The 14,562-nt window shown below is 37.7% G+C and carries 17 protein-coding genes; 13 read left to right on the top strand and 4 right to left on the bottom strand.

Annotated features, from left to right (window positions below; all coding sequences use genetic code 11):
- Positions 1-91 precede the first annotated feature (91 nt).
- From ZOBGAL_RS20885 to ZOBGAL_RS20870, 4 genes are all read left to right on the top strand, one after another.
- Positions 92-625 carry a dihydrofolate reductase family protein gene (locus tag ZOBGAL_RS20885; protein ID WP_013995756.1) on the top strand — a complete coding sequence of 178 codons (534 nt, stop codon included), beginning with the start codon at positions 92-94 and terminating at the stop codon, positions 623-625.
- A gap of 54 nt (positions 626-679) precedes the next feature.
- Positions 680-1,129, top strand: coding sequence for a hypothetical protein (locus tag ZOBGAL_RS20880; protein ID WP_013995755.1), 450 nt, complete (start codon positions 680-682; stop codon positions 1,127-1,129).
- Positions 1,130-1,748: 619 nt separating this feature from the next.
- On the top strand, positions 1,749-2,213 hold the full coding sequence (locus tag ZOBGAL_RS20875; RefSeq protein WP_013995746.1) for a DinB family protein: 465 nt from the start codon (positions 1,749-1,751) through the stop codon (positions 2,211-2,213).
- A gap of 154 nt (positions 2,214-2,367) precedes the next feature.
- A complete protein-coding gene (locus ZOBGAL_RS20870) occupies positions 2,368-2,871 on the top strand; it encodes a RipA family octameric membrane protein (RefSeq protein ID WP_013995754.1) in 504 nt (167 codons plus the stop codon).
- A gap of 325 nt (positions 2,872-3,196) precedes the next feature.
- Here the strand turns inward: ZOBGAL_RS20870 and ZOBGAL_RS23635 are convergent, their stop codons facing one another.
- The gene (locus tag ZOBGAL_RS23635; RefSeq protein ID WP_013995752.1) at positions 3,197-3,472 is read right to left on the bottom strand and encodes a hypothetical protein; all 276 of its coding nucleotides are present in this window, start codon (positions 3,470-3,472) and stop codon (positions 3,197-3,199) included.
- 91 nt (positions 3,473-3,563) lie between these two features.
- Here ZOBGAL_RS23635 and ZOBGAL_RS20860 point away from each other — a divergent pair, with 91 nt between their 5' ends.
- The 9 genes from ZOBGAL_RS20860 (at position 3,564) to ZOBGAL_RS20820 (ending at position 11,960) form a co-directional block, all read left to right on the top strand.
- The gene (locus ZOBGAL_RS20860) at positions 3,564-4,907 is read left to right on the top strand and encodes an MBL fold metallo-hydrolase (protein ID WP_013995751.1); all 1,344 of its coding nucleotides are present in this window, start codon (positions 3,564-3,566) and stop codon (positions 4,905-4,907) included.
- A 5-nt stretch (positions 4,908-4,912) separates the two neighbouring features.
- A complete protein-coding gene (locus ZOBGAL_RS20855) occupies positions 4,913-5,392 on the top strand; it encodes a Dps family protein (RefSeq protein ID WP_013995750.1) in 480 nt (159 codons plus the stop codon).
- 11 nt (positions 5,393-5,403) lie between these two features.
- Complete coding sequence (locus tag ZOBGAL_RS20850) at positions 5,404-5,742, top strand: hypothetical protein (RefSeq protein WP_013995749.1); 339 nt, start codon at positions 5,404-5,406, stop codon at positions 5,740-5,742.
- A gap of 174 nt (positions 5,743-5,916) precedes the next feature.
- The gene (locus ZOBGAL_RS20845) at positions 5,917-6,666 is read left to right on the top strand and encodes an SDR family NAD(P)-dependent oxidoreductase (RefSeq protein ID WP_046287633.1); all 750 of its coding nucleotides are present in this window, start codon (positions 5,917-5,919) and stop codon (positions 6,664-6,666) included.
- A 259-nt stretch (positions 6,667-6,925) separates the two neighbouring features.
- Positions 6,926-7,549 carry a class I SAM-dependent methyltransferase gene (locus ZOBGAL_RS20840; protein WP_013995747.1) on the top strand — a complete coding sequence of 208 codons (624 nt, stop codon included), beginning with the start codon at positions 6,926-6,928 and terminating at the stop codon, positions 7,547-7,549.
- Positions 7,550-8,184: 635 nt separating this feature from the next.
- Positions 8,185-8,649, top strand: a complete 465-nt coding sequence (locus ZOBGAL_RS20835) for a DinB family protein (protein ID WP_013995746.1) — start codon at positions 8,185-8,187, stop codon at positions 8,647-8,649.
- Between the two features lie 505 nt (positions 8,650-9,154).
- The gene (locus ZOBGAL_RS20830) at positions 9,155-9,799 is read left to right on the top strand and encodes a hypothetical protein (protein ID WP_013995744.1); all 645 of its coding nucleotides are present in this window, start codon (positions 9,155-9,157) and stop codon (positions 9,797-9,799) included.
- A gap of 204 nt (positions 9,800-10,003) precedes the next feature.
- A complete protein-coding gene (locus ZOBGAL_RS20825; RefSeq protein ID WP_013995743.1) occupies positions 10,004-10,822 on the top strand; it encodes an oxidoreductase in 819 nt (272 codons plus the stop codon).
- Between the two features lie 4 nt (positions 10,823-10,826).
- Positions 10,827-11,960 carry an MBL fold metallo-hydrolase gene (locus tag ZOBGAL_RS20820; protein WP_013995742.1) on the top strand — a complete coding sequence of 378 codons (1,134 nt, stop codon included), beginning with the start codon at positions 10,827-10,829 and terminating at the stop codon, positions 11,958-11,960.
- A gap of 118 nt (positions 11,961-12,078) precedes the next feature.
- Here ZOBGAL_RS20820 and ZOBGAL_RS20815 read toward each other — a convergent pair whose 3' ends face one another.
- From ZOBGAL_RS20815 to ZOBGAL_RS20805, 3 genes are all read right to left on the bottom strand, one after another.
- Positions 12,079-12,639 (bottom strand): hypothetical protein, encoded by a 561-nt coding sequence (locus ZOBGAL_RS20815; RefSeq protein ID WP_046287632.1) that lies wholly within the window; start codon positions 12,637-12,639, stop codon positions 12,079-12,081.
- Between the two features lie 119 nt (positions 12,640-12,758).
- Complete coding sequence (locus ZOBGAL_RS22950) at positions 12,759-13,499, bottom strand: DUF2185 domain-containing protein (RefSeq protein ID WP_013995740.1); 741 nt, start codon at positions 13,497-13,499, stop codon at positions 12,759-12,761.
- Positions 13,500-13,841: 342 nt separating this feature from the next.
- On the bottom strand, positions 13,842-14,558 hold the full coding sequence (locus ZOBGAL_RS20805) for a hypothetical protein (RefSeq protein WP_013995738.1): 717 nt from the start codon (positions 14,556-14,558) through the stop codon (positions 13,842-13,844).
- Positions 14,559-14,562: the final 4 nt, after the last annotated feature.

Below are 14,562 nucleotides of genomic sequence, written 5' to 3'. Positions count from 1 at the left end.
GCAGGTTTTGTTAATATTCGTTATCTTGCTATAAGTAAGTCTTCTAGAAGGGGGGCTTTTACAGCATGTTCAACCACGGTAAAAGCGAGTGATGCAAAAGATAATTTATTACGTAGCAAGTTCTTTGGACGGATATATCGCGGGAAAAAATGGCGATATAAGCGAGTTTATTATGGAAGGGGAGGGCGTTGAAAAATACCAAGCTGACCTGGCGAAGTTTGAAACCGTGATTATGGGCCGTAAAACCTATGAATTCGGATATCAATACGGACTCGAACCAGGACAACCGGCCTACCTGAACATGGATCACCATATCTTTTCCGAAACGCTTAAAATTGATGAGCTTGCCGATAAGGTTCGAATTGAAAACAGGTCGGTAGAACGGGTCAAGGAAATCGCCAAGGCATCCCCAACCGACGTATATCTCTGCGGCGGTGGCGAATTTGCGGGATGGCTTCTTGACCATGGGCTGATCGATCAATTGAAACTCAAGTTGAACCCGATAATACTAGGGGAGGGGATTCCACTTTTTGGAAGCTCAAAAACCGTATCGGTCGGAAAGCTGATTGAAAAGGAAGCCTTTGATGACGGCTTACAAATACTTACTTACGACTTAAAATCGTAGGCCCTAGGAAACCTTGTGTTTTAGGGCGAAACCCATTTAAACCATTGCCCGATCATGAAAAAAAAAGCTGCTCTCTTGTATCTCGTTTTTGCCAGCGCTCTCCTTTGTGTCTGCTGTAATTCCCTTCCCGACGACAAAAGCGCCAAAACAGGCCATCCCATTGATGGGGTATGGGAGTTGAGCCATTTCTACCATCTTGCAAACGGCGATACCCTAAGTGTGGATACGAGCAAGGTACAGCACAAAATCTATCTAGAGGGGCATGTTATCTGGAACACCGACCCGGCACCCGATGCTTCCGAGTGGCACGGTTATGGTACCTACACTTTTAAAAACGATACCATTACGGAAACCCTGACCTCCATGTCCAAATCGATGCAGAGCGATGTGAATACCTATGTGATACCCATTGAACGTAGCAAAAATACCTACAAGCAAGTAAATACCTATGAGCGAAACGATACGGTCTTTAAGAATATCGAAATTTATAAAAAGTTGAATTGAGGGTAAGGCAAAAAGGGTATTAGTACGTATAGATTTACGTTGTGAGTCAGCTGAAAAACAACTCGCAAGAATAAACCCTTTGAAATGGTATCTGACAGGCCAACAGAATTAAAAAGTATTGTAAGTCTAATGTTTTATGTCAACAATAAAAATGGATGTTTTTTCCTAAATTTTTTTTGTAGCCTTACAACTACAGCCCACAATAGTAAGCGTTGCACAAACCATTGATTCCCCCCCCCAAAAAAAACGGATCCGAATAAGCCTCTTTTAGGGGCTTTTTTTAGGCCCGACCAGAAGAGCAAAAGGTTTTTTGCAAAAAAATAGCCGGTTTACAGCAAGTACAAGAAGTCCTGGAACACAGACCATGCCCACCCTTAGGTAGCACCTGTTAAAAACTTTCTTAAAAGCCTTACGTAAACCTGTAAGGTAGGTCTTCGTAAAGGTGTACATTAGAGGTGTTAAAAAGAAGGATATAGCATTTCGGATGTTATAAGCACGATAGCATCACTAACTATATCCCGTTATTGGCAACAAGCTGAAAAAGAAAAACTAAATGACCAAGTATATTGAATTTCCATCACAAAATGAGTACCCTATTTATGCCGAGATGAATGTGTAATTGGTAAAAAAAGATGGAAGCCTTATCGAACAGTTGAAAACTAGTTTAGAGAGAACAAAAAACTTGATTAATAGCTTATCGAGTGAACAATTAGACTATAGATACGAAAAGAATAAATGGTCAATTAAAGAAGTTTTGGTCCATATAATCGATGATGAAAGAATCGACGGATATAGAGCGCTTTCCTTTGCTAGAAACGACAAAACAAATTTTCCGGGATTTGAACAAGATGATTATAATCTTAACTCTGACACCTCAGAGAGAACGATTGAGAGTATTATGGAAGAATATGAAGCTTTAAGATTATCAACCATTGCACTTTTTAATGGACTTTCCGAAAAATCATTAAAACGTATCGGAATTGCAAATGGAAATAAAGCGAGTGCAAGAGCTTTGGGATATCATATTCTCGGACACGATTTGCATCATATTAAAATAATAGAAGATTTATATTTAAAACGTTGAGAGAATAAAGCAATTGCCGTATAAAATTAATTGCTAGTTTTAACGTATTTACGAAAGCCCTAGCGGACTTTCTATTTGTGATTTATTTACTGGCATCAGTGCTTAAACCACGCAACAAACCATATACAACAATTAGCAAAAAATTAAACCAACTATGGCAAATCAAAGTGGTATTGATGACAGAAATAAACTAGAATCAAATTTAAAAAGTGATTATAGTAATGAGGTTTACCATACTTCAATTATGGAACAATACAAACTTTATGCAGAGATATTAGATCAGCATCACAACAGGTTTATGAATACCATTAAATTTTTTATATCAATTCAATTTATATTCCTTTCTGGCTTTCTAATTATTATAAAAAAAGAAGTTGTAATGGGAATATTTGGAATTATAATGCTCTTGTTGTCAGGAATATTTATTTGTGCAATTTGGTTAATGATTTCAAAATCTCATTATAAGCTAACAACAGCAAAACATGAAACATTGGAAGAAATGGAAACTTATTTGCCTTTAAAACCTTTTTTCCATGAATGGCATGAAAAATTAAAATCAGGAAATAATTATATAAATATGAGGACCGTACTTTTTGCGTTACCAGTAGTCATGTCAATTATATATATATCATTAGCTATGGTAGCTATTTATGGCTAAAAAATAGTATTCAGAGGTTTCGTATAAACTTTTGCCAACAAAAGCACCCCCTGCACAAGCCCCTGATGGACAACAAAATGAATTATTATAAGCCGCTTTCAGGGCTTTTTTATTTTCCCATCAATATCGGATACTGAATCTTAGGTCTTTTTCAAGAACTCCAAGGAGGAAGATAAGTGCGTTTTGAGCATAGCGGACAAAGCAAGTTGCCCACCCCACTTTTTGAACGTTTTTCCGTGAATTTCAGGTACTTTTTCAGGTTATAGGCAATCGCCGAGAGGCGCAGCACCTTGGTGGCCTGTGCCAATCCTATGGTGTTATCTTCCTAAGCCCCATAAACTGCGTCAGCGTTCCGAAAACGAGGTCCACCGTACCCTGGCGCCTGCCCTTCATATACCTGCCCCCGACCGCTGTTCACCCTTTTGATGTTACGCTCGTACTCGGCCCGGTAATAGGTGACACTGAATTTCTTTTCTTGGGCGCTTTTGCCCAAACAGGTCCGTCGCAAGTAACACTCGATACAAACATGTTTTTGTGCCCTATATTCCTTCATTTTGGTGCCCGTACGGTGATTGTCGAACACCTTGGTGAAGGGTATCACCTTGCCCTGCGGACATACGGCTATGACATGTAACTTTGGTTACTGTTGTCTCCACTGATATTGATTAAATTTATACATATAAAATTACGTTATGACTATTAAACAATTTCAAGATAAGCCATTGGCACATTACTCATATGCAATTATTAGTGAGGGGAAAATGGCATTGATAGACCCAGCACGAAACCCAATGCCATATTATAGGTTCGCAGAACAAAACAAAGCAAAGATTGTAGCTGTAATTGAAACACATCCACACGCAGATTTTGTAAGCAGCCATTTGCAAATCCATAATGAAACGGGAGCAACTATTTACGTTTCTAAATTAGTTGGTGCAAACTACCCCCATCGATCATTTGATGATAGCAACAGTATTAAACTAGGGGAAATAAGCCTTACGGCTATTAACACTCCTGGACATTCCCCTGATGGTATAACCATTATAGCAAAGAATGAAAAAGGAAAACACGCGATGTTCTCAGGTGATACTTTATTTATTGGAGATGTTGGAAGACCCGACTTACGTGAGAAAGCAGGAAACATGAAAGCGAAAAGAGAAGAGCTGGCTAAAATGATGTACAATACGATTCTAACTAAATTCAATCATTTACCTGATGACACTCTTATTTATCCAGCGCACGGCGCTGGGTCATTATGTGGTAAAAATATGAGTTCTGATTCTTCTAGCACACTTGGCAATGAAAGAATGGGAAATTGGGCATTTAAGAAACAAACCGAAGAAGAATTTGTAAACTACATTCTAAGTGACCAACCATTTATTCCCAACTATTTTGGATTTGATGTAAACCTAAATAAAAATGGTGTGGACAGCTACACCAAAAATGTGGCGGATGTTCCTTTAAGAATTGGAGTTAAAAGCCTTCCCAAAGGGAGCTTGATTGTTGACGTTAGAGATCAAGAAGACTACAAAAAAAACCACCTCACAGGTAGTATAAATATTATGGCCCGGGATGAAGATGACAAATTGGAAACATGGTTGGGCACACTTATAAAACCAGAGGAAAAGTTTTATGTTATCATAGGCTCTGTACAAGACAGGGATAAAATAGTTGATCGCATAGCCAAAATAGGTTATGAAACTCAAATTGTTGAGCTATGTACCTTGTCAAATGAACCAGCAAAGAGTTCAGATGTTCTTGATTTTGAAAAATTCAAAAACCGTAAAGAGCAATACACTATTTTAGATATTAGAAATGAAAGTGAGGTTTCAGAAGAAAAATGGTTTGAAAATGCCATTCACATTCCTTTAAATGATCTGCGGTATTCAAAAAGTGATATTCCTACGGATAAACCAATTGTAGTTCATTGTGCCGGTGGGTATAGAAGTGCTATTGGTAGTAGCATTGTAGAGAATATGATCGACAAAACAAGTGTCTTCGACTTAAGTGAAAATATAAACTACTTTAAAAAATAGAAATAATGAAAAATTCAGAACTAAACAACATTGGCTTAAAAATAACCGACTCAAAGCAAATTGCAGAAAAGTTGAACGACCTTTTAGCAAACTACCAACAATTCTATATGAATTTAAGAGGGTTTCACTGGAATATTAAAGGAAAGAAATTCTTTGAACTACATTTAAAATTCGAAGAATTGTATAATGATGCGTTAGAAAAAGTAGATGAAATTGCAGAACGTATACTTACCCTAAGCCAATCACCATACCATACTTTCACTAAATATTTAAAACATTCGGAAATAAATGAAGCCGAAAATGTTTCAGACGGGGAATCGGCCGTTGAGAATATTTTAAAAGCGTTGGAAATTTTACTTTCAAAAGAGCGAAGTATTTTAAAAGCGGCGGCCGGTGCAGATGATGAGGGAACTGTAGCCCTTATGAGCGAATATATTGTGGAACAAGAAAAATTGGTTTGGATGTTCTCTGCCTACAAAAATTAATCTACAATAGTATGGATGAAAGTAATTTTGAAACCCTATCGGAAGCAGTAGATGCGCTTACTAAAGCAGGCTATGTTGAAGACTTTGAGGCTCGAAATGATAAAATCATTGGAAATATTTCGCAAAGGAAATTCTCTTCAGATGAATTAATCATTATGGAATCGTACCGCTTTGAAGGTGATACCAATCCAGAGGATGAAGCTATCGTATTTGCAATAGAAGCCAAGGACAAAACAAAGGGGACCCTAGTAATGTCTTACAGTGCTAATCACAGTCAAAATGTGGAATTGATTAAAAGTATTCCTTATCAAAAGGAACAAATAAAACTACCGCCAACGAGGGGGATATAGCATGGTTAGTAAATACTTGATCAAAAGGTTTTTGCCCATTTAAAAAAATCGCCGAATCTTTAAATTTAGCTTTTAGAATATAAAAATTCGGCTTTGGGTTTACCCGAAAAGTTAGTGTTTCTACACAGACCCTTGGTTTCAATATGAAAAACAATGAATTTAAAAATTAATAACATGAAACTATTAGAAAGCAAAGTCGCAATAGTAACAGGTGCTGGATCTGGAATAGGCAAGGCAATCGCAAAGTTATATGCTAAGGAAGGAGCCAAAGTAATTGTAAATGATATTAGTAAAGAAAATGGACAAGCTGTGGTTCATCAAATTCAATCTGAAAATGGAGAGGCTTTTTTTATTGAGGGAGATGTCTCAAAAGCAGACGACATTAAGAATTTGGTAGAAAAAACAGTAGACAAATATGGCAGGTTGGATATCGCCTGCAATAATGCCGGTATTGGCGGAGAACAGAATAATACTGGGGATTTTTCCATAGAAGGATGGCGTAAAGTAATCGATATTAATTTAAATGGCGTTTTCTATGCTTGTAAATATGAAATAGAACAAATGGAAAAAAATGGTGGAGGTACAATTGTAAATATGGCCTCTATTCATGGAACGGTTGCTGCAATGCTCTCACCTGCATACACCGCCTCTAAACATGCGGTCGTTGGTTTGACCAAAAATATTGGTGTAGAATATGCGCAAAAGAATATTAGATGCAATGCTGTTGGCCCTGGATACATTGAAACTCCTTTATTGGAAGGATTACCTCCGGAAATCTTAGAAGAACTTAAAGCCAAGCATCCTATGAATAGATTAGGTAAGCCAGAAGAAATAGCTGAATTGGTACTATTCTTAAGTTCTGAAAAATCATCTTTTATCACTGGTGGATATTATTTAATTGACGGTGGATATACCGCTATTTAATGACAATAAAAACAGTGACCCAATTGTAGCCGTTGCACAACCCGACATGGATTCGAACACCCTTGTTTTTTTGATATTTAAAATATCATAACACACTGATTTTTTTGTAAGATATTGTGTTTATAAAGTATCGGGATTAAGGTGTCTAATTAAGATTTTGAGTTGTGCAACGGGCACAATGGTTATAAGTAATTGCAAGTATGCGCAGCTACTTATAGTATAGCCTAGACCGTCATTAATTAAAACAAACGTATATAAAATGTCAGATACCTGGTTAAAAAGATGGAATGTTAGATACCGAGAAAAGGAATATGCCTATGGAATCAAACCAAATGAATTCCTAAAAGAACAAATTCAGAAACTTAAAATAGGTAAAATCCTTTTGGGAGCGGAAGGAGAAGGAAGAAATGCTGTTTATTCCGCAAAACTGGGTTGGAATGTTTATGCGTTTGACATAAGCGTTGAGGGAAAAAACAAGGCATTAAGGCTTGCTAAAGAAAATAAGGTCTCAATTGACTATAAGGTTGGTCAATTACCTGAACTGAATTATGGAAATGAACAATTTGATGCTATTGCTTTAATATACGCTCACTTCCCAGCAAATATAAAAGCCGAGTACCTTAAAACGCTAAGTAAAAAACTAAAAAAAGGCGGAATAGTGATATTTGAAGCATTCTCAAAAAATCACATCGACTACAAAAAGAAAAACCCTAAAGTAGGTGGGCCATCGGATTTGGCCACTTTATATTCTATAGAAGAAGTATCTTCTTGTTTTCACAATTATGAAATTATAGAATTAGAAGAAAAAGAAATTGAATTGAGCGAAGGTTTATATCACAATGGAAAAGGGTCTGTAATTCGATTTGTAGGACGGAAAAAATAACTACCGGGATCAGCCGAGGTAAAAAACAACAGTTTCCTCGGTTAATGGTACGACATAATTATTCTTGGACAAAAGGAAGCGTTGCACAACTCGGCATGGAGTCCTAAACCCTTATTCTTTGAAATTAATAAATCATAACTTACTGATTTTAAAAGGCTGTTGTTTTTGTCAAATATCAATATTGACGTATTTATTTAAAATTTTGAGTTGTGTATCAGGAACAAAAGTAAGCCCTTGCACAAACCATTGATTCCCCCAAAAAACGGATCCGAATAAGCCTCTTTCAGGGGCTTTTTTTAGGCCCGACCAGAAGAGCAAAAGGTTTTTTGCAAAAAAATAGCCGGTTTACAGCAAGTACAAGAAGTCCTGGAACACAGACCATGCCCACCCTTAGGTAGCACCTGTTAAAAACTTTCTTAAAAGCCTTACGTAAACCTGTAAGGTAGGTCTTCGTAAAGGTGTACATTAGAGGTGTTAAAAAGAAGGATATAGCATTTCGGATGTTATAAGCACGATAGCATCACTAACTATATCCCGTTATTGGCAACAAGCTGAAAAAGAAAAACTAAATGACCAAGTATATTGAATTTCCATCACAAAATGAGTACCCTATTTATGCCGAGATGAATGTGTAATTGGTAAAAAAAGATGGAAGCCTTATCGAACAGTTGAAAACTAGTTTAGAGAGAACAAAAAACTTGATTAATAGCTTATCGAGTGAACAATTAGACTATAGATACGAAAAGAATAAATGGTCAATTAAAGAAGTTTTGGTCCATATAATCGATGATGAAAGAATCGACGGATATAGAGCGCTTTCCTTTGCTAGAAACGACAAAACAAATTTTCCGGGATTTGAACAAGATGATTATAATCTTAACTCTGACACCTCAGAGAGAACGATTGAGAGTATTATGGAAGAATATGAAGCTTTAAGATTATCAACCATTGCACTTTTTAATGGACTTTCCGAAAAATCATTAAAACGTATCGGAATTGCAAATGGAAATAAAGCGAGTGCAAGAGCTTTGGGATATCATATTCTCGGACACGATTTGCATCATATTAAAATAATAGAAGATTTATATTTAAAACGTTGAGAAAATAAAGCAATTGCCGTATAAAATTAATTGCTAGTCTAATACTCGGAATAGTTTGGACTGGACTTGGGATTTTCAATGTTTTAGAAGACGAAAATTTACGATGGTCAGAGTATGGTTATTTAGTTATTGGACTTTTATATATAGGACATTATTTATACGATTTAACAAATCAATATCTGAGAATTGAAAACGGGACTATTCGTAAAAACGGACTTAACGGTTACGGAAAAAAAATAAATTTGAATGAAATAAATTGGATTAAAAAGTTCGCTGGAGATTATACTCTGAAAACAGAAACGAAGGAATTAAAAATCAACACGGAATTAATTGACAAAACTTCACTTACCGAATTGAATAGTATTCTGAAAGAACTGAATTTACCAGCGGATAAAACGCCATTTGCCAACACCGGTAAGCGTTGCACAAGTCCATAATTCCTAAAATATAGGGGTTTTTTAAGACAGACAGACGTTGGTAAACATTTCCGCTAAAGTTTAAAATCATGAAAAAAAGTATAATTATTGTTTCATTTTTATTGGCAACATCACAACTTTTGAGTCAAAAAAAGATTGACTTAACAAGCGATAAAGCCCTAACAAAAGTTTTTAACGAAACTGAAATTCAAGGCTTGGAATCAATGATAAAATACGTTGATGACATGGTTTTAAATAGAGAGAATACGACCGAGGCGAATAAAGCCTACCATCTTTATTTTAAAGATATCGCACAAACTCAAGAATATATCGTCCCTTTTGAAGAAAACCCAAAATACGAATTCTTAGAAAGTTTGGACTCCATACAATTCTCTTCCATCTGGACTTTCGATTATCATTACAACACAATAAATAAGGGCGATACGGTCTACCGTAATCTTGAGGATATAAAATTGTTATCTGTAAGTACTACTAGCAAATACATGGACTATTTGGAAGAAATTGGGAAAGAAGATCCCTTTTTCAACAACTTGCACAGAGATTTCGTGAATATTGGAAATGTGTCAGCAGGTACATATAATATGTTTTTTATAAAAAGACTCACGAATTTTGATTTTAATATTCCTAAAAATAGATTATGGGCAGCAATCTGTCTTTTAGGAATGGAGGAACCTATCGAGAAGAAACTTGATAGGAGCTTAAAAAACAAATAAAAACGATTTGTCAACAACACCTATAAGCAATACGGGCTTCGCGTAAGGTTAAAGTTTTATCTACAATAGAAAAAAACGAAGGGCCATAACAGTGGTCGCCCCTGCCAAAACTTCCGTAAAAAATATTCAACTTACATCAATTAAATACAAGCAGACTCCCACATTAGCTTAATTTTGCGCAATAATCAATCGTAAAACAAAGAAATGGGCAAAGTGGTCTTGATTACAGGAGCGTCTTCGGGAATGGGGAAGTCTACGGCGCAAATCTTACATAAACAAGGGTACAGCGTGTACGGGGCGGCAAGACGCTTGGAAGAAATGCAGGACCTGAAGGAGGGAGGGATGTCCGTCGTCTCCTTGGACCTGACCCAAGAGGCTTCCATTATAACGTGCGTAAATACGATTTTAGATAAGGAAGGTAGAATAGATATACTGATCAACAATGCCGGGTATGGTTCCTACGGTGCCGTCGAGGATGTATCCATGGCGGAAGCCAAAAGACAGTTTGAAGTAAACCTGTTCGGATTGGCACGTATTACCCAATTGGTCCTGCCCCAAATGAGGGCCCATAGATCGGGGAGAATAGTAAACATTTCTTCCATGGGCGGAAAAATATATATGCCCCTTGGGGCTTGGTATTTTGCCAGCAAACACGCCCTTGAAGCTTGGAGCGATTGCCTACGCTTGGAAGTAAAGGAATTTGGAGTAGACGTAGTAGTGGTCGAACCCGGTGGCATACAGACCCCTTGGGGAAGCATTGCGGCCGAAAACTTAATAAGAACTTCAGCAACCGGTGCCTATTCTACATTTGCCCATAAGGTGGCGGAAGGGATGAAAAACTTATATACAAAGCCTGGTTTGACCCCGGCAGGGGTATTGGGGAAGACCATTGCCAAAGCGGCTACGGTGGCCAAGCCAAAAACACGATACGCCAAAGGGTATATGGCCAAACCTGCCATGGCCCTTCGGAAATGGTTCGGCGATAAGGTCTTTGATAAAATAATAATGGCACAATTTAAATAAAGGCATGCTAAAACGAATTTTAAGGAAGGTGCTAGGGGCCTTTGTTATACTGATCGGGCTACTGATCGTTGCCTACCTCTTGTTCAACAATTTCTATCCAAGCCTTGGTGGTGATGTCTCTAAAGAACGCCGGCAGGTTTATGAAGTTTCGCCACAGTTCAAAGACGGGAAATTCAATAACAGCAAAGCTGTTCCAAAAGATTTAAGTTTTGGGGAAACCTTGGATCTTGCCTATAAATTTTTTACGACCGAAGTCAAAAATGGAAGGCCTAAAGAAGACTTGGAAGTCCTTAAATTGGACTCGGACCGTGTAGCGGCCTATAAAAGCCAAACCAAAATGGTATGGTTCGGACATTCATCGTTTTTGTTGCAAATGGAGGGTAAAAATATTCTTTTAGACCCCATGTTCGGTATGGTTCCGGCGCCTCACCCTTGGTTGGGAGATGAACGGTTCAATAAGGAAATGCCCTTGGATATTGAAAAGCTGCCCCAAATTGATGCGGTCATTTTTTCCCATGACCATTACGACCATTTAGATTACGAAACTATTCTAGGTATTAAGGATAAAGTAGAGCATTATTTTGTGCCGCTTGGTTTAGGAGTGCATTTGGAAGCTTGGGGGATTTCTTCCGACAAGATAACGGAACTGGACTGGTGGCAAGAGGAAGAATTAGGTGATATAACCTTGGTGTGTACACCTGCCCAACATTTTTCCGGTAGGAAATTGAACAATGGCCAAAGTACCTTGTGGGGTTCGTGGGTGGTGAAATCGGTTTCTGAAAGCATTTATTTTAGCGGGGATAGCGGATACGCCCCACATTTCAAGGAGATAGGAGAGAAATACGGTCCTTTTGACCTGGCCTTAATGGAATGTGGTCAATACGATAAGATGTGGCCCGATATACATATGATGCCCGAAGAAACCGCACAGGCGGGCTTGGATGTCAGGGCGAAAAAAATCATGCCCATACATTGGGCCGGTTTCAAATTGGCCCTCCATGATTGGAAAGACCCTATTATACGGGTACGGAAAAAGGCTATTGAACTGAACGTAAAGGTAATTGCACCAAGAATAGGGCAAGAAATCATGGTTGCCGATTCCCTTGGCACCTATCCGAACTGGTGGAAAGACCTTTAGTGTAACTTCCCTCCCTTATTTTTAACTTACACACTTTATGGGATAGTCCTTCAAAAAGAGGTTTAGCCGTGTTCTCGGCTATCCCAAAAAACAAAAGCGGTTATGAAACGTTGATTTTTTACTTATTGGGAACATCACAGTTTTTCTCAAGTTCCGATCTCAGATCATCTTCAAATCGTTTAAAGTCTAAACTATCATTAAGATTATACTGCGCATAAATACTGACTAAGTATTTTTCGAAACTTTTTTTTCTGATTCTGTTAACGACTTGCCCTGATAATTCGGGCTCATTTCTCGCCTGAGCACAAATCTCATCGGCCACGGTTACTATAATATTTTCAGAATTATTTCGTCGTGTTCTAAAAAAAGAATCAATTCTTGCGAATTCAGGACATTTTTCACTTAGCTTTTCGGTTAATATTACAGAAACATTGTTTTCTGTGAATTCAATACTTGTTTTAGGATGGTCGTTCACGTAGTCTTGGAAAATCTTTTTGACTTTTTCAGGATGATTGGTAGTCGATTGCTTTAAACAATCTTTGGTTTTATAGGCTAATTCACTTTCATTGGATTTATCCTTGATTAAATTAATACAATCACATGTAGATTCGTAAAAGTTATTTTGGGCGTAGGTTGTATGAACTGTGAATAATATTGTTACAATTAAAATGTTTTTCATCCTTGTATTTTTTTGGAACGGAATTATTTGTAAAAAGCGTTGCATTATTAGACGAGCGTTGTAGTAATTCTAAGTTTCAACCCTTGTGGAGGTATAAAGGATTATTTATGCTGTGCTAGTTAGTTGTACTCAATCATTTTCCAAGTATTTAAAGCCCATTCCACATCATTCTCATTGTCAAAATAAAAGAAAGCATTTAACACTTCGTAATCAACAATACAAAAGCCGCAAATTAAATTATACTCTATATCCTTTTGTTGGCTATATTCTTTTATGTGATAGCCAATTTTAATTTGATTTCCTTGGTCGAACTGATATTTCTTTATGATCTCATTATCAGCATTTCTTTCGCTTATTGCCTCTTTCTTTTCCATTACGATTTCTTCTTTGGTTTTTCCAATATAAGTCCAAATATCTAAACGTAATGTTTTGTCGTTAGTGGTAAACATCACACCATCTTGATCTTTGTTCTTAATAAAGAGATTGTTAATTGACAGTTTCCAATTGTCGGTTAATTGGTTTTCAACTGTGAAATCATCTTGTAATGGATAATCGAAGACTTCCTTCCATTCGTTATCAGGTTCTCTTTCCCATACGGTTCCGATTCCCTTATATAGCAGTAGCGTTGAAATTGAATTGTCGATTTTCAAAATAGTTTTTGGGTCATAAATACCGAAGTTATCGGAATTGTCAGAGTATTCATCACTTTCAAACCCAGAAAATAGACGCCAACCACTATCATTTTCATTAAATGGTTTTTCTCTGAAAATGAACAAAGGTTTGTAATGCTCTTCAACTATCATTTTTGAACATATAACACCGCCTATACTAGGGAAATTATCTATTTCAAACTCTCTCATTTCATTTTTTTAAAGGGAACAAAGTATTTTTACAGTGTAAACTCCACAACTATGTATGTAACGCGAGATTATCAGCGTTATTTTCTTTCGCCTTGTGCTCTCTTCATCGGAACCCCATCATAACTTGAAGATAAAGTACATGGTGGAAATCGGTTTTCCGTACGCTGCGAACAGCTTAGTTCAAGAAGATTTTGAAGCGATTCGTTTTGGAGTAAATAAACCTTATTCTGGTCACGCTAGAGTAGAAGGTTTAGCCGAAGCTCAAACGCACATTTTGACATGGGATTGGATCACTACAATGTTGGAAGATGCATAGAGGGTTTAAAACAGATTTTTTTGCGCTTAATCATACCCTCTAACTTCCCCCATATCCAAGGTGATTGGCCCTAGTTTGTGGGAGGTGGGCAAGAAGGCGCCACTTTCCATGATTTGCCAATCGTCCCAAGTCGCTTTGAGTCCCCCAATGGGGATGATACTGACCCACATTTGGAAGCTTTCCGGCAATCCGTTGGGCCCTATATGCCAGAGGTAGGAATCTCCAGGGGTACTGCCCCCCGTGGAATAGGTGATCAATAAAGCTTGCGAACCGTCTTCCAGGCTCACTACACTGCGTTCCGTACCGGCATCGAATACTTTAAAGGGGGCGACCAGCCAAAAAGAATCGTTGTTAAAAAAATCTATGGCCTGGTCAATGCGCTTTTTTCGGTCTTCGCCCAGCACTTCGGTCTCCTTTTCGAATACCTTACTTTTTAACGGGGCGTTTAAATGTAGGAGTACACGGTAATTGTCCCATTCCACATCTACTTCGCCATTGGCTTTGTCCCATTTGTAGCGATGCGAACCCTTGGCAAAAGTCCATTCCAGGTATTGGGTTTGGGTATAGGCGTCGCTATTGATGGCCTTTAGCATTTTAAGCGCAAGGGCATCGGCCTTTTCTCCGGGAACGCCTTGGGGCAAGGCTTCATCGTATATCATATACAGAACGCCGAAACCCACAAGAAGGAGGGCGGCAAGGAATAGTATGCCCTTTCCTAAAATTTTCAACAGTTTCCTTATCATTTCA

The sequence above is a fragment of the Zobellia galactanivorans genome, assembly GCF_000973105.1.
GTDB classification, from domain to species: Bacteria; Bacteroidota; Bacteroidia; order Flavobacteriales; family Flavobacteriaceae; genus Zobellia; species Zobellia galactanivorans.
The sequence above is the reverse complement of the archived record's forward strand: the minus strand, read 5'-3'. Positions and strand labels throughout refer to the sequence as shown.